Origin of the sequence: Microbacterium sp. Leaf151, from assembly GCF_001424225.1 — a bacterium.
Taxonomy (GTDB): Bacteria; Actinomycetota; Actinomycetes; order Actinomycetales; family Microbacteriaceae; genus Microbacterium.
In genome coordinates this window covers 436,084-458,152 of sequence record NZ_LMOR01000004.1, presented here as the reverse complement: position 1 = coordinate 458,152, position 22,069 = coordinate 436,084, and the positions used below count along the sequence as shown (strand labels likewise).

The window sequence follows — 22,069 nt, the reverse complement described above, 5'->3', positions numbered from 1 at the left end:
TGCTGGCCGTCAGCGCGACACCGCAGTGACCTCGGCGGTGCCGAACGTGCGCCCCGTGACTCCCTCGAGGCGCCCGACGAACGCCGTCAGTCCGTCGACCGGGCGGTACTCGCTACCGCGGCGGACACCGATCACGAGACCCGCAGCGACGAAGCCCCAACGATGCCACACCGGGAAAGGATGCCGGGCGAGGACGCGACCGACGCCCCGGCCGTAGGCGCGAAGCTTGCGGCGGCGCTCGCGGGGGTCGAGACCGGAGGTCTCGGGGATGCCGCCGATGGCGACATCGTCAGCGGCCGTCCAGACGAATGAATCCGCGAGACGCGGCTCTGCCGCGAGAGCGCGCATCAGCAGATCGGTCACCTCGCCGGCCTGCCAGGGACTTGCGGCCCCTGTGCCGATCGTCACGTCGAACCCGCCGATGCGGCGGAGGATACCGAGGCGGACGACGAGGCTCATCTCGATCACTTGCCAGACCGTCTCGATACCGAGCGGTGTCCCCGGGGCGGGCAGGACGAAGCGCGGGCCGATCTCGGTGGACACGGTCACCGCCCCACCGGGAGCATCGGCGACTAGACGCCGGATCGCGTCGACGCTGCCCGGGGGGAACCACGTGGTGTCGTTGGGGAACATCACCAGGGCATCGTCATCGGCATCGACGAAGGCGTCGATGCCGGTGTTGCGTCCGAGCGATGCGCCGCGAGCCGAGGTGCGGACGACGATGAGATCGGGCGCGTCGGCGGCATCCGCCATCCGACGAACGTCTTCGGCATTGTCCTGCGCGACGATCGCGAGGCGGTCGCCGGGGCCGAGCTGGGGCACGACCGAGTCGATCAGACGTTGCAACGGGGCCTGGCGGCCCAGGGTCGACACGGCGAACAGGAGCGGACGGGTCATGCGGCAGTCTCTTCTTGCGCCAGGGCGTGCATGCGCGAGAGCGTGCGCGAGGCCAGCAAGACCGTGGATATGCTCTCGGTCAGTGCGTATCCGGCGGCGACGCCGAGGGGACCGAACAGCGCACCGCCCGCAACCATGAGGGGGATGCCGACGACGGTGGCTGCAAGGGTGGCGCGCATCACGGCGGTCTGCTCACCGGCCGGGAACAGAACGTGCCGGGTCATCGATGTACGCAGCGAGTACATCGCGAAGGCGAGTCCGAGGGCGAAGCAGACGCCGAGGGGAGCGGCGGCGGGATCGCCGAACATCAGGGCGCTCACGGGCGGTCCGAACAGACCGAGCACGATCATGCCGAGCACGCCGAATCCGCCGTGCAGGGCGAGGGCGACTTTCAGCCGTCGAAGGCGCGCGCCTCCTCCCACCTCGGCCGACCACGACTGGAGTGCGTTCGCCAGCGTCAAGGGCAGGAATTGTCCGAGCTTGGCCATCTTGTCGGCTGAGGCGAACCCCGCAGCAGCGGTTCCCGTCGCGATGACGTTGACGAGCGGCGTCGGCACGGAGGAGTAGGCGCCGAGAGCCGCGTCATTGAGTGCGACGGGAGCGCCGACACGGAAGAGACCGGGCACCTCGCGAAGCGGGGGCCACGGCGAGGGATAGCGGCGGAGCAAACGCAGCGAGAACAGGGTCGTTCCCACGACGGTGACCAGGATGCCGGCCAGCGGGTACACCTCGACGGGCAGCCCCGAGAGGATCGCCACCATCGACAGCACGGCGACCCCCAGCCGTGGGAGGGCGTCGTAGAAAAGGATCGAGCGGGGATCGCCCACGCCCACCGAGAACCACGTGAACGACAGCCCGATGAGCGCACCCTGCAGCCCCATCAGCGCCGCCAGTAGGCCGTAGCCCGGCGCTGCGACCAGGACGCAGACCACGACGAGCAAGGGCAGCGCGACGAGCGAGGTCAGCAGACGCACCAGGATCGCGTCGCGATAGAGGCGGCCACGTCGGGTGTCGTCGGGCGCGATGGAGATCAGCGCCGGGCCGACGGTCGTCCAACCGTACGCCACGGCGATGGCCGCGAACGTGCCGACCGACTCGCCGGCGATGGCGCTCGCCCACCCATCCGGACCCGCGGATCGCGAAACGGCTGGGAGCACGAGAAGCGGCGACACCGCCGCCACGGCGGGGATGAGAGTGAAGCCGACGAGGCGGGATTTCAGCGATGCCGGCTCAGCCACGGGCCGGTCCCTCTGCAGCCGCACGCCGCAACACCACCGAAAGACTGATCGCGGCCGACGCCCAGCTGAACCGGGTCGCCCACGCGCGTCCGTTGGCCGCGGACTCGGCGAGTGTCGCCTCATCGAGGGCGAGGACGTCCATCAGGGTCGAGGCGAAGGCGGCCGGCACCGTTGCGTCCACGTAGCGCGCGTGCACTCCGCCGACCTCGCGCAGAACGGCGGCGTCGTGGGCGACGACCGGCACGCCGGCGCCGAGCGCATCGACGACGGGGAGACCGAACCCCTCGGTCAGTGACGGGCAGGCGTAGACGGTGGCCACCTGGTAAAGCGCCCGCAACTGATCGTCGCCGACCCATCCGGGAAGGACGACGTCGTCCGCGAGGCCGAGGCGCTCGACGACCGGACGCAGCGGATCTTCGGCGCCGCCGCCGGCGATGACCGTCAGCGGCCGGTCCGGGGCGGGGATCTCGGCGACGGCATCGAGAAGACCCGCGAAGTTCTTGTGCGGCATCCGGTTTCCCGTCGACAGCACGATCGCGCGTCCGGGACCGATGCCGAGAGGGGCGAGCAGGCTCCAGGGATCGTCGACGGACGTGATCTCTGACCCGCCGTTGTGCACCACGGTGACACGCTCCCGGGGGACGCCGAGATGCCGGGAGATGGCATCCGCTGCAGACGCGGAGACCGTGACGACGGCGCTGGCGGTCCGAGCCGTGCGCGTCATGAGCCAAGCCGTGATGGCACGAGTGACGCGTGCAAGACCCGTGCCGGGCACCTCGTGGTAGATCACGTCGTGCACCGACACCACACGGGGCACCGCCCCCGCGGTGAGCGGGCCGAAGTTCGCGGGACTCCACACAAGGTCGGCGGCCACGGCCTTCGCCGTTCGTCCGACGGCCAAAATCTCTCCTGCCGCCCACGACGCGCGCCCGTCACCGACCCAACCGATCGTGCGTACCTCGCCGGGGAAGAAGCCGCGCACGCCCTCCGCACCCGACGACCCCGTCAGTGCGACGAACTCGGCGTCCGGCATTTCCGACGCGAGGCGGGGGAGCAGCTCGCGGACGTACGTCTCCGTCCCGCCGCGACCTCCCGTGTATCCCAGGAGATCGACGAGGATCCGCACCGGCTCAGCTCTCGATGACGGCTTCGGGGCGCTGTTCGCGCCGGGGCGTGGTCAGCACGCCTGAGAAGAAGCTCATCATCACCGTCTGGAAGCCGAGGATGATCAGCAGTGCGCTCGGAACGGCGATCCGCACCGCTTGAGCGGCGTTCTGGGTGCCGAAGTCGATGGCGCCCCACACGATCACCTGCACGATGCCGATGACCACGCCGAGGACGAACAACCCGACGCCGATCAGCAGGCCGCGCTCGGCCGACCACTTGGCCACGATCCGTCGATATCTCTCACTCGTCGGGAGGAAGCCTTCCTGTGTGGCGTAGAGCTTGGTCAGCCAGAAGAAGAGGAGGGACTGGAACCCGATCACGCACAACGCGCTGGCGTAGACCATCGTGGTGACGTCGAAACCGACACCGCCGATGTTCACGCCGCCGAAAGCGAGCACCCCCACCGTGAGGGCCCCGAGGAAGAAGGCCACGAGGCCGGGGTAGACGAAGAGCCAGCGCGGCGCGAACAGCAGCAGGAAGCGGAGGTGTCGCCACCCGTCGTGCCAGCTGCGCAGGTGCGGCGGGCGCGAGCGCCCGTCTTTCTTCAGCGTGGTGGGCACTTCTTCGATGCGGTAGCGGGCGAGGGAGGCGCGCACGACCATCTCGGAGGCGAACTCCATGCCGGTCGTCTGCAGGTCGAGCTCGCGGATGCGGGCGCGGTTGAAGCCGCGGAGGCCGCAGTGGAAGTCGCGGATGCCGGGGCGGAAGAACAGTTCGCCGATGAAGGAGAGCACCGGGTTGCCCAGGTATTTGTGCAGCGGCGGCATGGCGCCCGGCTCGATACCACCGCGGAAGCGGTTGCCCATCACGAGGTCGGCGCCGGCGCGGAGGCGCTCGACGAACGGCTCGAGGTTCTCGAAGTCGTAACTGTCGTCGGCGTCGGCCATGATGACGAACCGACCGTGCGCGGTCTCGATGCCGTTGATGAGTGCGGCCCCGTATCCGCGGCGAGGGGCATGCGAGACGCGCGCGCCGAGGCGCTCGGCGATGGCCTGCGAGCCGTCGGTGCTGCCGTTGTCGGAGATGAGGACTTCACCCTGGATGCCGCTGCGCCGCAGGAAGCCCTGCGCCTTGCGGATGCAGACTTCCAGCGTCTCGGCCTCGTTCAGGCAGGGCATGAGGATCGTCAGTTCGACGTCCGTGGGGGCGGGAGTGGTCACGGGCTGTCTTCTTTCGTCTTCACCGGGGCGGGGGTCGGCAGCGGCAGTGCCGAGAGGATCCCTTCCACGGTGCGGCGGATGGTGCGGGTGCCGACGGCGGTGTCGTACCAGGCGCGAGAGGAGCGGCGCAGGTCGTCACCGCCGTCGACGACGTCCCGGATGGCCCGGGCGAGGTCGGTGGGTCGAGTGGTGGGGGAGACGACGCCGTTGACGCCGTCGTCGATGAGTTCGGTGGCGGCGTTGCCTTCGTCGGCGACGAGGACGACCGGGGTGCCGTGGGCGTTGGCCTCGACGACGACGAGACCGTAGCCCTCGCGGCGGGACGGGTTGGCGAGGGCGACGGCTCCGTGCAGGAGGCGGTCGAGCTGGGCATCCGAGACGAACCCGGGGAAGTCGGTCCACGTTTCGCCACCGACGCGGCGGACCTCGGCCCGGACGGCATCCGAGCTCGGTCCCGTGCCCAGGATGACGAGGCGGAGACCGGGTATCTGTTCCCGCGCGGCGGCGACGGCGGCGGGGAGGACCTCGACGCGCTTGTCGGGGATGTGGCGGCCGGCGTAGAGCACGTACGGCGGGGTCGCAGCGGGGGAGGGGGCGGCCACCTCGGCGGCGCCGTCGATCAAACCGGGGCTCACCAGGGGCGGGCGGCGGAGTCCTTCGCGACGCAGGCGGGTCGCCGATAGCTGGGAGTGGCAGGTCGCCACTGGGGTGATCGCGATCGCGGCGCGCTGCAGGATCCATGCGATCGTGCCCGTGATCGAGCCCGAGTACGCGACCCACTGACGGCGGTGCCACACCTCGAGGTAATCGACGACGAGCTTCGTCCCCGAGCCGAGGAGCGCGAGACGGGCGGCGAAGACGTTGAAGATCGGCAGGCCGCTCACGATCACGGCGGCGTAACGGCGACGGCGGCGGAGCAGGCTGCCGAAGAGCGACGCGGCATACCGGAGGGCGGCCGGGATGCGCCGGACTCCCCGCGCGTCGTACAGGGACAGACGGGGCGCGATGGGCACAATCCGGAAGTGATCCTCCGTCGGCGTCGGACCGTCCCACTGCACGGATGTCAGGTAATCGACGTCGAAGCCGAGGTCGCCGAGCACATCCGCCGACGCGCGGTACTGGCGCTCGCCGCCGCCCGTCGTGAAGGGGAAGAGACAGTCGTAGGCGACGGCGACCGTCGTGGAACGCGCCATCAGCACCCCTCGATGCGGAACAGGCGGGCGTCGGGGCCCTGGGAGTCGACGAGCACGAGATGTGCACCGGGCGCGAGATCCTGGATGCCGTCGTACGCCACGGCGCCGGAGGGGTCGATGACGTCCTGTCGGCCGAAGTCGAGGACGTAGTCGACGCCGAGCTCATCGACCGTGTTGCACACGGCGGGATCCGAGTCGATGTCGCGGAGGTGGCTGTTGAGGAACAGCAGCTCCGGGGACGGCGAGCCGAAGACGTGCTTCTGCGTCACCTGCCGGTCCGCGAGTGCGAGTGCGAGAGACGTGCCGGTGCGCGGGCTTCCAATGATGAGCGCGTCGGGAGGGGTCTCGTCATCGAGTCGCTCGAGGAGGTTGCGTTCGTCGGAGGAGAGGATGAGAGAGCTGTCGGTGTAGGCGTACGCCTCGTGCACCTGCCCGAGCGCGATGCGCACGTTCGAGCCCACCGCCACCGAGAAGATGGCGACGATGCCCACCGCGGCGGCCGCCACACCTGTCCATCTCGGAAGTTTGCGCACGGCCGACCATCGGCGCAGAGCGTCGACGACGACGAGGGCGCCGAGGGTCGCGAGGGGGATCGCGACGAGCGGGAGGAGGGCTGCGAGACGGTTGGAGTCGTTGTACCAGGGGTTGGTGAGGAATTGGCGCAGGGGGTGGTCGATGCGCAGACCGGAGGAGATGACGAACAGCAGCACAGCCGTCGCGAAGGGCGCCAGGACGGTGAGGTACCGAGGGCGCCGGGCGACCACGAGTGTTCCGACGATGAGCAGCGCGGAGACGAGCACCGTCGGTGTGTACCCGCGGGGGGAGGCGAGGAAGCCCTCTCCGAACGACTGGGCCATCTGCTGCCATGGGGACCAGCCGGAGTGCTCCGCACCCGTGCGGAAGATGACGACCGTCGCAACGACAGCGAGACCGGATGCCGCGACGGCGATGAGCAGAGAGACCACGGCGGTGCGTGTGCGTCGGGCGACCGCACGAATGACGAATGAAGCCACGACGACGGCCGCGGCGAAGAACAGCAAGCTCAGGAAGGCATTCGGGTGGCCGAGGAACGTGCCGCCGGCGAGCAGGCAGATCAAGAGTCCGGAGCGAATCAGCTCGGGCGCTCCGCGATCGTCGAGGGTCGTGACGACGACGGCGAGAGCGGCGGGCACCATCGCGTACCCGACGAGGTTCGGATACAGCACGCCCCAGTTGAAGAAGAGGGCGGGAAAGGCGCCGAAGCTCGTCGACAGAGCGGCGGCCACGACGTAAGCCGTGCGTCGCTGGACGAAGAACGCTCCGGCCAGCGCCAGGGTCGAGGCCGGCCAGAGGATGGACACGATCGCCAGGTTCGCCCCGTTGACCGCGACCGGAACGGCAGTCCCCGTCACCTCAGCCCCGAGGGTGGTGAGAGCGTGCCACGCGTTCGGGTAGAAGCCGATGTCGGACGTCGCGCCGATCTGGAACGGCGAGGCATTGCCGTTCTGCAGCGCGAGGCCGATGGCGTTCAAGTGGACGATGTTGTCGAAACGCTGCGCGATGTTGTCGGGTGAGCCGAACGCGCGGGCGAACAGGACCACGTTGACCACGGCGGCCGCGCCAAGGGAGAGCAGTGCGGTGAGGCCCGACCGTCGTCCGGCCGGGGCGGCGTCGACGCCGGCCGCGCGGCGCAGCAGGAGCGCGATGCCCATCACGAGCAGCGTCACCACCGCGAGGGGCACGAGGTTCCACCTCAGACCGACGAGGGGCGCGAGCACGGTCGCCACGGCAGCGATCGTGGTCGAGATCGCAGGTGCGAGCAAGAGTCGCTGGGGGCTGCGCCAGCCCCAGCCGGCGACGACAACCGCTGCGCCCGGGATGATCAGAACGGCCGCCACCACGAGGTACGACGGAAGCACGCTGATCCATTCACCCATGCAGTTTCTTCCCCGTCCGCGGCTTTTTCGACACGTCATCGTATCGGACGCGCACTGCGCGGCCGCTGAGCGCCGCCCCGGGCCTTCGCAGGCACCGTGGGTACAATCGAGGGCGCTCCCGGTGGGCCGTCCCCTTATCTCTGACGCGAAAGTCGTGTGCTCTGTATGGATCTCCTCATCGTCGGTTCGGGCTTCTTCGGCCTCACCATCGCCGAGCGTGCGGCCGCCGCCGGCCGCAAGGTGACCGTCATCGACCGCCGCCATCACATCGGCGGCAACGCCTACTCGGCCGACGAGCCGGAGACCGGCATCGAGGTCCACAAGTACGGTGCTCACCTCTTCCACACCTCCAACCCGACGGTGTGGGAGTACGTCAACCGCTTCACGCAGTTCACGAACTACGTGCACCGCGTCTACACGACGCACAAGAACGTGGTGTTCCCCCTTCCGATCAACCTCGGCACCATCAACCAGTTCTTCCAGGCGGCCTACACGCCCGACCAAGCGAAAGCTCTCGTGCACGAGCTTGCGGGGGAGTTCGACACGAAGGATGCCGCGAACCTCGAGGAGAAGGGCATCGCCCTCATCGGCCGCCCGCTGTACGAGGCGTTCATCCGCGACTACACCGCGAAGCAGTGGCAGACCGACCCGAAGGACCTGCCGGCCGAGGTCATCTCCCGTCTGCCCGTGCGGTACACGTACGACAACCGCTACTTCAACGACACGTGGGAGGGCCTGCCCGTCGACGGGTACACCGCGTGGCTGGAGCGGATGGCCGATCACCCTAACATCGAGGTCAAGCTGTCGACGGACTACTTCGACGAGTCGCAGCCGTTGAACAAGAAGGCGACCGTCGGCCAGGTGCCCGTGATCTTCACCGGAGCCGTCGACCGGTACTTCGACTACGCCGAGGGCGAGCTGTCGTGGCGCACGCTCGACTTCGAGCAGGAGGTGCTGCCGATCGGCGACTTCCAGGGCACGAGCGTGATGAACTACGCCGACGCCGACGTGCCGTACACCCGCATCCACGAGTTCAAGCACTTCCATCCCGAGCGGGCCGACCGCTATCCGACCGACAAAACGGTCGTGGTGCGCGAGTACTCGCGTTTCGCCACGCGTGCGGACGAGCCGTACTACCCGGTGAACACCGCCGACGACCGTACTGGCCTGCTCGCTTACCGCGAGCTCGCCAAGGGAGAGCGCGACGTGTACTTCGGCGGGCGCCTGGGCACCTACCAGTACCTCGACATGCACATGGCGATCGGCGCGGCGCTGTCGATGTGGAACAACCAGCTCGCGTGATGCCCTCGTGCGTCTGACCCTCGGGTCGAGCACCCTGTCGGCGAGCGCTGACCGGGCGGACGAGGGGCGCTGGGCGTACCGGCCCGACATCGACGGGCTGCGCGCCGTGGCCATCCTGCTGGTCGTTTCGTACCACGTGTGGTTCGGGAGGGTCTCGGGCGGGGTCGACGTCTTCCTCATGCTGTCGGCGTTCTTCCTCACCCGCGGATTCGTCCGGAAGATGACGGGCCCGACGCCCATCCGCCCCGTTCCGCATCTCCTCGGAGTCTTCCGCCGGCTGCTGCCGGCGGCGGCCGTGACTCTCCTCGGCATCCTGATCGTGGTCTGGGCGGTCTACCCCGAGACCTCCTACCGGGCCGTGTGGGAGCAGACCTGGGCCTCGCTCACGTACACGCAGAACTGGCTGCTGGCGGCGGATGCCGTGGATTACTACGCGCGGACCGAGACGACGAGTCCGCTCCAGCATTTCTGGTCGATGTCGGTGCAGGGCCAGGCGTTCGTGCTGTGGATCGCGCTGTTGGGGCTGTGCCAGGTCGTGGTCAGGCGGTGGGGGCTCTCACCGGACCGAGTCGTCGGCTCGGTGTTCGGGGCGGTGTCCACCCTCTCGTTCGTCTATTCGGTTCTTCGGACGGCGACCGCACAGCAGGTGGCGTATTTCGATACCGGAGCGCGCCTGTGGGAATTCGCCGCCGGCTCTTTGCTGGTGGTGGCACTTCCGCACCTGCGTCTGGGCGCGACAACTCGAGCCGTCGTCGGCTGGGCGGGTATGGCGGGCCTGCTCGTCCTGGGAATGGTCCTCGACGTCCGTGGGGGCTTCCCCGGTTATCTCGCCCTCTGGCCGGTGCTGTGCGCTGCCGCGATCGTCGCTTCCGGCACGGGGGAGAGCCGTCTCGGACCGGGGCGCCTCCTGGCATCCCGTCCCGTGCGCGCCGTGGGCCGCGACGCTTACGCTCTCTACCTCGTGCATTGGCCCATCCTGGTGACGTTCCTCGTCGTCAACGACCGCGCCGAGGTGGGCCTCGTCGGCGGTCTCGGGATCGTCGTGCTGTCGCTGATCCTCGCGCGGGCGTTGACGTGGGCCGTCGACCGACCGGTGCGGGAGTGGCGTCGGGCGGATGCATCTCCTCTCGTGCCGATGGCCGTGCTCACCGCTGCCGCGGTTGTGGTCGCGCTGCCGGTCGGCGCGTGGCAGACCACCACCTGGATGCACGAACGAGCGGTCGAGGCGCGCGCCCAGGTCACGAATCCCGGGGCAGCCGTCCTCCGCGATCCCGCCCTCGCCGAAGTGCCGGAAGACGCGCCGATGCTTCCCCTCCCGACACTGCTCGATGCCGAGTGGACCCAGCTCGAGCGTGAATGCGCGGGTGACTGGGCTACCGACGCCGAAGAACTGCGCGGTACCTGTCACGAGACCGCGCACACCGCACGGGCGCGTCACACCGTGGCGGTGATCGGCGACTCGCACGCTCAGCAGATCACGGCCGCCCTGCTTCCCTCGGCCGAGGAGAACGGCTGGGGTGTCGTCCATCTCATCAAGGGCGGGTGCTCGATGGGGCTCGACGAACCGGGGATGGACGAGCTGTGCGACTCGTGGCGGGAAGCGGCCGTGAGCCTGGTCGAACAGGTGAAGCCCGACGCGGTGATGACGGTGGTCACGCGCTCCGACGCGGGCGAGGACGATGAGCGGGTGCGCCCGGGCGTCGACCGCTTCGTCGATCGGATGAGCGCTGCGGGCATCGAGGTGCTGGGGGTGCGTGACAATCCCCGCTTCGCCTTCGACATGTTCGGGTGCATCATCGACGCCGCCGACCCTCTCGATTGCGCCGTGCCCCGCTCGGCATCCCTTGCGGATAGCAACCCCGCCGACGCTCTCGCACGTCCCGGTGTGCGTCTCGTCGACCTCACTCCGTGGATCTGCCCCGACGATCTGTGCGTGGGCGTGATCGGCAACGTCGCGGTCTACCGTGACGACAACCACCTCACCCGCATCTACGCGCGCACCCTCGGCCCGTCGCTCGCGGAGCAGCTCCCCGCGCAGTTGGGCTGACGCCGCACGGTCATGACGGCCGTCGCGCGCGACGGGGTGGCCGGATCACGACGCCAGACACGGAGGGTGTGCGTCGAGGTAGGGCAAGGGGGCGTCGGACGGCGGCCGGGTGCGGCCGCGTCAGGCGACGGGTCGAGCCGGCTCCAGCGGAGGCATCGGCTTCCACGAGTCGTCCCGGGAGATCGTGCGTCCGTCGCGGAGCCCGCGGAACAGGTGGCTGGTGCCGCTGATCTTGCGCTCCACGACGACGAGGCGGATCAGCTCCTTCACGAACGTCAAGACCGTCCCCGCGGTGAAGGGGAGGGCGCGGTATTCGCCGAGGGCGCGATAGTACTTCTGCAGGTACGCGCGGTTGCGCATGATGTAGTACCGGTACGCGTCGCTCGAGGCGTTCATGTGGCGGATGCCCATGTCCCACTGCTTGATCTCGCGGGTGCGGCGCAGCACGAACTCGTTCACGATCACCGACGGCGTCTCGCGTGAGGCCAGCCAGCCGTAGAGCTGGTCATCCCAGTAGATGAAGAAGCGGGGGTCGGGGAGCCCGATCTTCGCCACGATGTCGCGGTGGATGAACATGCCCTCGAAGCATCCCGAGTTCATCGGCTTGAAGCCCGAGTCGTCGAAGGCCGCGGGGGCGTAGGGGATCGGGATCGCCATCGACTCGGCGATGCGGTACTGCCAGTAGAACTCGCTGCCGTCGTAGTCGTAGCGGCGTCCCTGGATGCTCCGGAACCGAGGGGCCCAATGCCCCATGCGCGCGAGTCCGTCGGAGACGACCTCGACGTCGTCGTCCATCAGCCACATCCACTGGGAGCCGAGGTCGTAGGCGACCCGCATGCCCTCGCTGAACCCGCCCGAGCCACCGGTATTGGTCTCGAGGCGGCGGTAGACGAGCTCGGTGGGCAGGCGATCGCGGAACGACTCCACGACAGCGGTGGTGTCGTCGGTCGAGGCGTTGTCGATGATCACGAGATGCCCCGGTGCCGGCGACATCCGCTCGATGCTTTCGAGGAGACGCGTGAGGAGGTTCGTGCGGTTGTAGGTGACGACGACGATGGTCGCGGTCGTGGGGTCAAACGTGCTCACGAAAGCTCCTCGAAGGTCGTGCGCCACTGCTGTTCGGAGACGAGGGTGGGCAACGCGCGTCGATACTGACGGGACAGGCGCGGCCACTCGCGCTGCAGACGGCGGTGCAGCCGCCAGCTGTCGACGAGCATGCGGCGGAACTGCGCGCGATCACGCGTGTAGATGTTCTTGCCCGAACCGTCCGCGGCGCTCACCAGCGCGCTGTCGTAGAGGGGCACCCGCCACCAGTGCGCGTCGCCCTTGCCGAACTCGACCTCGGGCTGGGCGAGGTTCTCGGGCTTCGGGGTGTGGAACCAATGGGAGATGAGCGTGCGCACCGTGAAGGTGCGAAGTGCGACACCGGTCGGACTGTCGAACTCGTTCTTCTTGAGCCGCTTGAAGACCTGGCGACCGTGGCGCGAGCGCAACGGCACCCCCGAGTCCTTGTGCACCACCGTTTCGGGATGCTTCTTGGCGACCGTGCGCGCCTCGGGCATAGCCGTCGCGAGCCCGCGGCGCATGTGCTCGGGGCCCGAGAGGACGTCGCGCAGAGCTCGGTGGCGCAGCTCGACGGGGTAGTACTGCATCATCATCAGGTGCTTCAGGTCGACCCGTCGGCTGTGGCGGATGAGCGTGCCCCCCAGCGGCGATCGGGAGTGCAGCAGGGCGGCCACGATGCGGTTCCGCGCATGGAAATACGCCTGCCAGTCGATCGAGTCGTCTTTGCCGATCCACGACACGTGCCAGAGCGCGACGCCCGGCATCGACACGGTCGGGTAGCCGGCATCCCGGGCCCGGACGCAGAACTCCGCGTCATCCCATTTGATGAAGGCCGGGAGTGACAGGCCGATCTCGCGCAGGATGCTGGTGGGGATGAGGCACATCCACCACCCGTTATAGTCGGCGTCGAGCCGCATGTGCAGCAGCGGCGACTGGCGGAGGTTGGCGACGCTGAAGTCGTGGGGGAGTCGCTCCTGAAAGAGGGCGCGCCACATGAAGGGGGCATCGTCGACGACCTCGGCCCACGCGTGGAGCTTGGGACGGTCGAGAAGATCGAACATGTGGGCGCCGACGATGGTGGGGACCGACGCGTAGCGGCCGAACACCACCGACCGACGGATGGACTCGGGTTCGATGCGCACATCGTCGTCGAGCAGCTGCACGAAGTCGCTGCCCTCGCGCGCCAGGGTCTCGACCATGCCCCGGGCGAAGCCGCCCGATCCACCGAGGTTGGGCTGGCGGATGACCTGGAGCGTCTCACCGAGTCGTTCCGCCACGGCGGGGTAGGCATCTTGCGCTTCGACGAGGTCGGTGCCCTGATCGATGATGAACACACGGTCGACGACGTCGAGCACGTCGGGGGCGTCGGCCAGGGCGCCAAGCGTCTCGACGCAGTAGTCGGGCTTGTTGTAGGTGGTGATTCCGATGCTCGCCTTGCCGCCGCGCACGGGCTCCTGCTCGGTGGTCCACTCTGCGCCCTCGAAGGTGGCGTCGGTGGTGTCGGCGGCGAGGTCGAACCAGATCCAGCCTCCGTCGCTGTACTGGTCCAATACGAGATCGAAGGAGCTGGCCGTCGCCTCGCCCCGCACCTCGCGGGTCTCGATGCGCTGTTTGGTGCCGCCGCCGTTCGAGCGGTAGACGAGGATCGTGGCATCCCCGGTCGTGCGCACCGTCAGACGCACCTGCCGCACGGCGGTCCAGTGCTGCCAGTACGAGGCCGGGAACGCATTGAAGTAGGTGCCGAAGGACACTCGGCGTCCGGCGACGATGCGGGCGCGGTGGCGATCGAGGATGTTCGCCAGTTGAGCGACGTTGGTGACACGGACCGGTTCTTCATCGATCGTCGACCACGTCTCGGGATCGACGTACAGGGGGAGGAGATCCGGATCGCGGTCGAGAGGAAGGACGGCGTTCTGCAGGGTGTACGTCACGAAGAAGTCTTTCGTCTAGGCGCAGCGGCCGCGGACGGCCAGCGGGAAGTCTACCGGGCGCACTCCGGGCGACCCTGGACGCCGGTCCGCCGCGCCGCTCAGGCGGACGGCCGCACCAGCTCGCCGCGCTCGATCGAGATGCTCTGCTCGCTGGGGCCGACGCCGACAAGCGGTGTCTGCTTGATCTTCGCGCCGAAGAGGACGACGAACATCCATCCCCACAGCAGCAGCGGACCCGATTCGGTGAGTCCCTGCACCACGAGCAGGGCGCCGATGAGGGTGGGCAGCAGCGTCAGGGGGGAGTGCGGGCGGTCGTCGCGCAGGTCCCAGCGGGGGCGGTCGACGGCGAAGAACCACGAGCGCCAGACGTACGCGAAGAAGACGAGGGCGAGCAGCGCGACACCGACGACGCCGAGCTGCAGGTAGGCGTCGAGCCACATGCTGTGCGCCTGCACAACGGTCTGGTCGTGGTCGACGATCCAGCCGTCGATGAGCGGCTCCGTGGGGACCCACGGCGTCGAGAACCCCCAGCCGGCGATGGGGCGTTGGTCGGCGCGCGCCAGCACGTCGGCCCAGATGCCTTCGCGCCCCAGCAGATCGGCTTCCCGGCCGAGCACGCCGAACACCGTCTCGCGTCCGAGCCACAGGGCGCCGCCGAAGCCCAGGCCGATCGCGGCGTAGAGCAGGTACCAGCGCGTGCGCTCGCCGGGGCGGCGGGCGGTGCGCATGACGAGGACCGTGCCGAGGACCAGCGCCACGAAGGCGGCGGCGATGAATGCGGTCGCGGAGCCCGCGCGCACGAACAGGAAGGCGGCGAGGGCGGTCCACAGCATCAGCAGCACGCGCCGGGGCGCGCCGGCGGCGAGACGCACGCCGAACACGATGATGGCGACGAGCATGGCCGCGGCGAGCAGGTCGGCGTTGCCGAAGAGGCCCTGGATGCGCCCGCCGTCGAAGAGGTTGTCGCGCGACCAGTACAGGATCGGGTCCATGCGCGCGGACGGCACGACGAAACCGGGGAGGAGGGGTCCGCGCACCAGCAGCGACACCGCGACCTCGAAGAGCAGCGAGAGTCCCACGACCCACTTCGCCGCCGATGCGACGGCGCGGACGACGTCGCGCCAGGTGAGCACCGCCCCGACGAACAGGCCCTGGAAGGTCGTGATCACGAGGAGGAGCCAGGTGAGGACGGATGCCGCGGGCCAGGCGCTCCACGCGATCGACGCCGTCGCCCAGGCCAGGTACGCGAAAGCCAGCCAGGGCAGACGCCGGACGGCCATCGGCGGGCGGGTCACGACCCAGATCACGGCGGAGACGATGGCCGAGGCCACCGCGACCACGGCTGCCACGACGGGACCGGCGGCGTTGACGAGCCCCACGCCGCCGAGGGCGAGCAGGATGACGAAAACGCACCACGCCCGCAGCAGCAGGTGCCCCGTCGTCTCGCGCGGAGGCGCCGTCGGCAGCGCCGACACGGGGTGGTTCGTGTACATCGCCATGATGGGTTCAGGCTACCCGTCGGCATCCGGGGCGTGTTCGGTGCTCGCACTATGCTGACGCCCGTGCTTGTTGCGATCTCGAACACGCCCCGCGACTACGCCTGGGGCAGCCCGACGCTCATCGCCGACCTGGAGGGACGCGAGCCCAGCGGCGCCCCCGAAGCCGAGGTCTGGTTCGGCGATCACCCGGGCTCGCCGGCCGTGGTGCACGACGGCACCGACCGCACGCTCGACGCGTGGCTGCCCGCCGTCGCGGAGCAGCAGCACGTGCCCGCGAAGCTGCCGTACCTGCTGAAGCTCCTCGCCGCAGGGGCCCCCCTGTCGATCCAGGTGCACCCCTCCAAGGAGCAGGCCGTCGAGGGGTTCGCCCGCGAAGAGGCTGCGGGTGTCCCGCGCGACGCGGGGTCGCGCAACTACAAGGACGACAACCACAAGCCCGAGGTGATCGTCGCCCTGAGCGACACCTTCACCGCGCTCGCGGGCCTGCGCGACATCTCACGCACCCGCGCCCTTGTCGATGCCCTCGGCGACGCGCCCGCCGTCGCGACGCTCCGCGCCCACCTGTCGGGGGGAGACGCCGCCGACGCGCTGCGCTCGACCATCGGCTGGCTGCTCGGCGAGGCCGATCCGGCCGAGATCGCACAGATCGTGGATGCCGCGGCATCCACCGAATCCTCCCCCTTCGCCGCGGAGCTGGAGCTGACCCGTTCGCTGCACTCGGCGTACCCGGCGGATCCCGGGATCGTCGTCGCGCTGCTGATGAACCTCGTGCAGCTGCGCCGGGGCGAGGCGATCTTCGTGCCGGCCGGCGTCCTGCACGCCTACGTCGCGGGGTTGGGCGTGGAGATCATGGCGGCGAGCGACAACGTGCTGCGCGGCGGTCTGACGCCCAAGCACATCGACGTGGCCGAGCTGCTCGCGCTCGTCGACTTCCGTCCGGCCGAGCCGCCCTTCCTGCGTCCGACACCGGCCGGGGAGGCGGAGGTCTTCGCCCCCGGCATCGCCGACTTCGCGCTGGGGCACCTCGCCGAGGGTGCGGAGGCGCGCCTCGACCTGCGCGACGTCGCGATCGCCCTCGGCGTGGCGGGGTCGACGACGTTGACCGGTGCGTCGGGCGCCGTGATCACCCTCGCTGCCGGCGAGGCGGCGCTGGTGACCCCCGACGAGTCGCCGCTGGCGAGCGACGGCGCCGGCGAGGTCTTCGTCGCCATGCCGGGGGCGTGACCGCGACACGCCGTGGCGTGTCCTGAAGGTTCAGGTCGCCCTTGAGGGTTTACCATCCGCGACTTGACCAATCCGAATCACACGGGTGTAATTATCCCTACGTGCAGGCCGCGTCATGGGGGCTCGAACGAGGGGGAGGATGATATGGCGACGTCGCAGTACCGGTCCGGTGTTCCGGACAACTGGTTCGTAGACCCGGTCGACCTCGGTGTTCCCGGCGTTCGCCGCGACATCGACACGACCGAGGAGAACACCCTCGCGTGGCAGACCGATGCGCTCTGCTCGCAGACCGACCCCGAGGCGTTCTTCCCCGAGAAGGGCGGATCGACCCGCGATGCCAAGCGCATCTGCACCTCGTGCGATGTCAAGAGCGAGTGCCTCGAGTACGCCCTGCAGAACGACGAGCGCTTCGGCATCTGGGGCGGACTCAGCGAGCGCGAGCGCCGCAAGCTCAAGCGTCGCGCCTGAGTCGCACGCCCCCGCCCCCGCTGCACGCGTGAGCGATCCGGTGGCCGACGGCGCGGCGTCCGCGATCGTGCCGAGGCGGACTTAGGCTGATCCGCGTCATGCCCGACCGTGTACACGCCATCCTCGTCGTGCGTCCCGAAGGACGCACTCCCGCGGCGAACCATCTCCAGCGCACGCTCTCCGCCCTCGCGGCCCAGACCCGTCGCGTCGATGCCCTCACCATCGTGCTGTGCGGCCCCGACGCCGAGCTCACTCGCCTGGCCGCCGGGTCAGGAGCCGAGGGTGTGATCACGGCATCCGCCGGGACGTCGTTCGCCGCGGCGACGGCGCTGGCGACACCCCGCCTGACGGGGGATGCGGTCTGGCTCCTGGCGCAGGACACCGCCGCCGATCCCGAGGCGCTCGAGCGTCTCGCGGGTGCCCTCGAACTCTCGCCGCCGCTGGTGGTGGCGGCCCCCAAGCTCGTCGACTGGGACGATCGTGACGTCATCCGGTCCCTGGGCGTGAGCATGAATCGTTACGGCGCCACCGTCGACCTCGTCGCGGGCGAGCTCGACCAGGGTCAGCGCGATCGCTCCTCCGACGTGCTCGGTGCCGACGTGCGCGGGCTCCTCGTGCGGCGCGACGCCTGGACCGCGCTCGGCGGACTCGATCCCGCCCTCGGCGGTGCCGACGAGGGACTCGACCTGGGGGTCCGCGCGCGATTGGGCGCGCGCCTCGTCGCCGTGGTCCCCGCCGCCCGGGTCGCCGTCGCCGGTGACGGCGTCGCGGCCATGGCCCGCGGTCGTCGTCGCGCGCGCCGCCGCGCGTTCGCGACCCGCACGGCGCAACTGCACCGCCGACTCGTGTACGCGCCGGCCCCCGCGGTCCCGCTGCACTGGCTGTCGTTCCTGCCCCTCGCCGTGTGGCGCACGTTCGTCCACCTGGTGACGAAGGTGCCGCACCGCGTGCTGCCCGAATGGGGGGCGACGCTGCTCGTGATGGCGCGGCCGGCCGCTGTCGCCCGCGCGCGGCGGCGGATTCGCGCGGTCCGGAGCGTCGGATGGTCTCGGATCGCCCCATTGCGCGTCTCGCGCGCCGAGATGCGCGTGCGCTGGCAGGGCGACGTGGGCGACCCCGACGCCCCCGTCCGCAGTGAACTGAAGTTCTTCGTGGGGGGCGGCGCGTGGACCGTGCTCGGCGCGCTCGCCGTGTCGGTGGCGCTGTTCGCCCCGCTGCTGGCCTGGCCGGTGCTCGGCGGCGGCGCACTGGCGCCTCTGCGGGCGAATGTCGCACAGTTGTGGCAGGACGCGGCCTGGGGGCAGCGCCCACTCGGACTGGATGCCATCGGCCCCGCCGACCCGTTCGCAGCTCTCGTCGCGATGGTCGGGACCCTGTCTCCGGGCGATCCGTCGCGCGCGTTCGTCGTGCTGTGGGTCCTCGCGCTCCCGCTCGCCGTGCTCGGCGGATGGTTCGCCGCCACGCGTGTGACGGAGTCGTCGCTGCTGCGCATCGTCGCGGCGATCTCGTGGGCGCTCGCACCGACCTTCCTCGCCGCGCTCGTCGAGGGCCGTCCCGCCGGGGTGCTGGCGCACCTGCTGCTGCCGTGGCTGTTCTCCGCCGCCAGCGTCGCGCATCGCTCCTGGGCACCGGCCGGGGCGGCATCCGTGCTGCTCGTCGCGGTACTCGCCTGCGCGCCGTCCCTCGCGCCCGCGGTGGTCGTGCTGTGGTGCGCCGCCCTCGTGGTCGTCGCCCTCGTCGCCGGCCGCGGCATCGCCCGCGTGGTGTGGCTGGTGATCCCCTCGGCGGTGATCTTCGCCCCGCTCGTATGGACCCAGGTGCGAGCGGGCAACGCGTGGGGTCTGCTCGCCGACCCCGGCGTGCCGTTCGCGGGAGCCGAGGTCTCGCCCGATCCGATCGGCCGTGCGCTGCTGGCCGCGGGGTTCCCCACCTCCGACCCGGGCGGGTGGGCGAGTCTGCTCGGTCACCCGGTGTGGTGGGTGGGGCTGCTCCTGGCACCGCTCGCGTTCCTCGCCGTGCTGTCGGTGCTCACGGCGCGCTGGATCACGGCATCCGGGCTCATCGTCATCGCCGTAGCGGGGCTCGCCACGGCGTTCGCCGCCGTCGGTGTCGCCGTGTCGTTCGACGACTCCGCCGCCGCGGTGCCGCTCTGGGCCGGTTCCGGCCTCAGCCTGGCGTGGGTGGGTGTGGTCGGCGCCGCCGTCGTCGCCCTGGACGCCGGCATCCCCGACCGTGTCCGGGCCCTGCGCCCGATCGGCGCGCTCGCGGCGGTGTTGGCGCTCGCCGTGGCCGTCGCTCCGGCGCTCACCGCGCAACTCGCCGACGGTGCCACCCAGCGCTCGGTGCTGACGAACGGACCCGTCTCGACCCTTCCCGCCTTCGTCGCCGCCGAGGGGCGCGGCTCGCTCGCCATCGGGACGCTCGTGCTCGACCCCCGCGACGACGGACTGCGCGTCGAGGTGGTCTGGGGCGGAAGCGCCACGCTGTCGGGCCAGAGTACGGTCGACGCCACGCGCACCTCCGCCGACGACCAGCAACGCGAACTCGCCGCCCTCGCCGCCGATCTGGTGTCACCGTCGACCGACGACGTCGTATCGCGGCTGGCCGAGCGGGGGATCGGCTTCGTCCTGCTGTCTTCGGCGCCGTCGACACAGAACGACGTCGTGCTCGGCGACCGGCTGGGAGCCGCCACCTCTCTCGACCAGCGCGACCTGCTCGATCCCGTGGGAACGACCTCGCGCGGAGACCTCTGGCGCGTGAACACCGAGGTCATCCCTCGCGCGCCGTTGGACGAGCACGGGACGACCCTTCAGCGGCTCGTCGCGCTGGGCTCGCTCGGCGTGCTGGTGATCGCGCTGCTGCTGGCCGTTCCCACCGCCGCCTCGCGTCGCATCGCGCGGCGCACCCCGCGCATCGTCGGACCGACATCGGGAGGTTCGCGATGAGTGAGCGCCGTCTCGCCCGTTACGCCGCCACGAGCGCTCGGCTGGTCGCCGGGGCGGCCATCGCTGCGGCAGCCGTCGTCGGCACCGTCGCCGCGATCGCGGTGCCCTGGCCCCAGTACGCGGCGCAACCGGTTCGCCTGCAGGCGACCCCGGCGCCCAGCGACACGGTGCTCGCCTGCGATGGTCCGCTGCTGGCGCTCGGGCGCAGTGCCGACGCCGCGGGCAGCCTCAGCGCCGCCGCCGCGTCGGAGATCGTGAGCGGACCGGCCGACGCCGGTGCGACCACGAGCGCGCTCGGCGGAGCGACGGGAGCGTCCGACGGCGACGCCCCCGCCCTCCGGGCGGCACCGCGCGAGGGGGTCCTGACGTCGATCGCCGCGGCGACCTCGGCCACCGCCTCATCCGACGACCTCGTCGGCTTCGCGGCATCCGCGTGCCGCCCGCCCCTGGCGGAGTCGTGGCTGGTAGGAGGCGCGAGCACCACGGGCGCGAACGATCTGATCGAGCTGGCCAACCCCGGCAGCGTGCCGGCGACGGTGCAGCTGTCGGTGTACGGCTCGCAGGGCGTGTCGACGCCGCCGAGCGGACAGAACGTCGTCATCGCGGCCGGTGAGCGCCGCATCGTCCCCCTGGCCGGACTGCTGCTGGGGGAGGAGAGTCCCGTCGTGCGGGTCGTCTCGGCCGGTGCTCCCGTGCACGCGGCTCTGCAGACGAGTGTGACCCGGGTGCTGCTGCCCGGTGGTGTCGAGCAGGTGGCCCCGACGGCGCAGGCCGACACGCGCCTGGTGATGCCGGGTGTGCAGGTCATCCCGGCCGCGGCGGGCCAGGTCGGCACCGTCCTGCGCCTGCTGGCGCCGGGTGAAGACGCCACCGCCACCATCACCCTGGTCCCGGTGGGTGCCGCGACCCCCGCCCCCGCCGCCTTCGACATCCCGCTGAGCGCCGGACTCCCCACCGCCGTCGACCTGTCGGGCACAGCCGAGGGCATGTACACGGTCGAGGTGACGGCCACGGCCCCCGTCGTGGGTGCGACGTGGTCGACGACGGGCTTCGGTCAGGGCTCCGACTTCGCCTGGTACGCCGCGGCCCCCGAGATCGCCGATCCCAGCGTCGTCGCCGTGGCCCCCGGCTCGGGGGCGGCGGTGGTGCTCGCGACGGGCACGAGCGACGCGAGCGTCACGCTCACTCCCGTCGAGGGCGGCGACCCCGTTGCGACCTCTATCGCTGCGGGTTCGAGCGCGGCACTGTCGGTCGCGGCCGGCGTGTACCGCCTCGAGACGACTGCGCCCGTGCGCGCCGCCGTCACATACGCCGGGACGTCGGTACTGGCGTCGTACCCGCTCTGGCCCGCCGATGCGGCGGCGTCGGCGGTCACCGTCCTGCCCTGAGGGGCCGACTCGGCGGCACGCGCCGGGGTCGCATCGCGGTGACGGCGAGATGCGCGGGATCGCGTCATTCCATGAGGCGGTGGCTCAGAAGAAGCGGAACCGCTCCGGTCCGAGGTCCCAGGGATCACGATCGAGATACTCGGCGGCCGCGCGGAACACCGCCCCCTCGATCACCATGCGACGGTGCAGATCGTCGTCCTGATGCGGGTGTCCCAAGCGTTCGATGGGCACGCGGTACAGGATGATGCGCTTCTGCTCCCGCAGAACCGTCCAGCGCGGGATGCCGTCGGCCGAGGCGGGGGGCATGATGCCGATCTCGAACGACACCTCGCGCAGGTCGGTCCAGGCCGAGCGCAGGAACTCCGCCGCGGTGCTCACCGCGATGTCGAATCTCTCGACGCGCGTGTCGATCGGGGGCAGCGGCGGTCGCACCACCGGGCTGCGGTTCTCGCGCCCGTGCCGCCCGTGACGCGACGGGCGGGCGACCGGCCGCGCTTCGCGGGATCGGCGACGCATCATGCGCCCATCCTACGTTCGCGCGTGCGCCCGGGTGGGCAGACCCGGGTGCACCGGCCGGCAGACCCTGCATGCGCCGGCGGTGAGGGAGCGGATGCCGGGCATCGGCGCGG

Annotated in this window: 16 protein-coding genes; 6 read left to right on the top strand and 10 right to left on the bottom strand. The window is 70.5% G+C overall.

The features are described 5' to 3' along the window. Window positions 1–9: 9 nt before the first annotated feature. From ASF76_RS12875 to ASF76_RS12850, 6 genes are read right to left on the bottom strand one after another with little or no spacing between them, the layout of a single operon-like run. Window positions 10–897, bottom strand: a complete 888-nt coding sequence (locus tag ASF76_RS12875; protein WP_055958435.1) for a hypothetical protein — start codon at window positions 895–897, stop codon at window positions 10–12. Continuing rightward, complete coding sequence (locus ASF76_RS12870) at window positions 894–2,135, bottom strand: lipopolysaccharide biosynthesis protein (RefSeq protein WP_055958432.1); 1,242 nt, start codon at window positions 2,133–2,135, stop codon at window positions 894–896. Before ASF76_RS12870 ends, ASF76_RS12875 begins: the two co-directional genes overlap by 4 nt. Beyond that, the gene (locus ASF76_RS12865; RefSeq protein WP_055958429.1) at window positions 2,128–3,261 is read right to left on the bottom strand and encodes a glycosyltransferase family 4 protein; all 1,134 of its coding nucleotides are present in this window, start codon (window positions 3,259–3,261) and stop codon (window positions 2,128–2,130) included. Before ASF76_RS12865 ends, ASF76_RS12870 begins: the two co-directional genes overlap by 8 nt. Window positions 3,262–3,265: 4 nt before the next feature. Beyond that, complete coding sequence (locus ASF76_RS12860; protein ID WP_082485050.1) at window positions 3,266–4,462, bottom strand: glycosyltransferase family 2 protein; 1,197 nt, start codon at window positions 4,460–4,462, stop codon at window positions 3,266–3,268. Then, complete coding sequence (locus tag ASF76_RS12855) at window positions 4,459–5,655, bottom strand: glycosyltransferase family 4 protein (protein ID WP_055958425.1); 1,197 nt, start codon at window positions 5,653–5,655, stop codon at window positions 4,459–4,461. Before ASF76_RS12855 ends, ASF76_RS12860 begins: the two co-directional genes overlap by 4 nt. Further along, complete coding sequence (locus ASF76_RS12850; protein ID WP_055958422.1) at window positions 5,655–7,571, bottom strand: DUF6541 family protein; 1,917 nt, start codon at window positions 7,569–7,571, stop codon at window positions 5,655–5,657. Before ASF76_RS12850 ends, ASF76_RS12855 begins: the two co-directional genes overlap by 1 nt. A 165-nt stretch (window positions 7,572–7,736) precedes the next feature. Between ASF76_RS12850 and glf the strand changes: the two genes are divergently transcribed. Next, window positions 7,737–8,873, top strand: coding sequence for a UDP-galactopyranose mutase (glf, locus tag ASF76_RS12845; RefSeq protein WP_055958419.1), 1,137 nt, complete (start codon window positions 7,737–7,739; stop codon window positions 8,871–8,873). Window positions 8,874–8,880: 7 nt separating this feature from the next. Further along, on the top strand, window positions 8,881–10,920 hold the full coding sequence (locus ASF76_RS12840; protein ID WP_082485049.1) for an acyltransferase family protein: 2,040 nt from the start codon (window positions 8,881–8,883) through the stop codon (window positions 10,918–10,920). Window positions 10,921–11,040: 120 nt separating this feature from the next. On the opposite strand, the gene ASF76_RS12835 is transcribed toward ASF76_RS12840, so the two are convergent. The 3 genes from ASF76_RS12835 to ASF76_RS12825 form a co-directional block, all read right to left on the bottom strand. Continuing rightward, entirely contained in the window at window positions 11,041–12,006 is a 966-nt protein-coding gene (locus tag ASF76_RS12835; RefSeq protein WP_055958416.1) for a glycosyltransferase family 2 protein, read from the bottom strand. Continuing rightward, entirely contained in the window at window positions 12,003–13,916 is a 1,914-nt protein-coding gene (locus ASF76_RS17695) for a glycosyltransferase (protein ID WP_055958413.1), read from the bottom strand. Before ASF76_RS17695 ends, ASF76_RS12835 begins: the two co-directional genes overlap by 4 nt. 98 nt (window positions 13,917–14,014) lie before the next feature. Continuing rightward, window positions 14,015–15,415: an O-antigen ligase family protein gene (locus ASF76_RS12825; protein WP_055958411.1), complete on the bottom strand. Its 1,401-nt coding sequence runs from the start codon at window positions 15,413–15,415 to the stop codon at window positions 14,015–14,017. A 63-nt stretch (window positions 15,416–15,478) separates the two neighbouring features. On the opposite strand from ASF76_RS12825, the gene manA reads away from it, so the two are divergent. The 4 genes from manA to ASF76_RS12805 all read left to right on the top strand — a co-directional run bounded on the left by manA (window position 15,479) and on the right by ASF76_RS12805 (window position 21,440). Beyond that, window positions 15,479–16,639, top strand: a complete 1,161-nt coding sequence (gene manA, locus ASF76_RS12820; protein ID WP_082485191.1) for a mannose-6-phosphate isomerase, class I — start codon at window positions 15,479–15,481, stop codon at window positions 16,637–16,639. A 144-nt stretch (window positions 16,640–16,783) separates the two neighbouring features. Further along, complete coding sequence (locus tag ASF76_RS12815) at window positions 16,784–17,107, top strand: WhiB family transcriptional regulator (protein WP_055958404.1); 324 nt, start codon at window positions 16,784–16,786, stop codon at window positions 17,105–17,107. A 98-nt stretch (window positions 17,108–17,205) separates the two neighbouring features. Continuing rightward, window positions 17,206–20,052 carry a glycosyltransferase gene (locus ASF76_RS12810; protein WP_055958400.1) on the top strand — a complete coding sequence of 949 codons (2,847 nt, stop codon included), beginning with the start codon at window positions 17,206–17,208 and terminating at the stop codon, window positions 20,050–20,052. Further along, the gene (locus ASF76_RS12805; RefSeq protein ID WP_055958397.1) at window positions 20,049–21,440 is read left to right on the top strand and encodes a DUF5719 family protein; all 1,392 of its coding nucleotides are present in this window, start codon (window positions 20,049–20,051) and stop codon (window positions 21,438–21,440) included. Before ASF76_RS12810 ends, ASF76_RS12805 begins: the two co-directional genes overlap by 4 nt. A gap of 84 nt (window positions 21,441–21,524) precedes the next feature. Here the strand turns inward: ASF76_RS12805 and ASF76_RS12800 are convergent, their stop codons facing one another. After that, window positions 21,525–21,959, bottom strand: coding sequence for a hypothetical protein (locus tag ASF76_RS12800; protein ID WP_235561300.1), 435 nt, complete (start codon window positions 21,957–21,959; stop codon window positions 21,525–21,527). Between the last annotated feature and the right edge of the window lie 110 nt (window positions 21,960–22,069).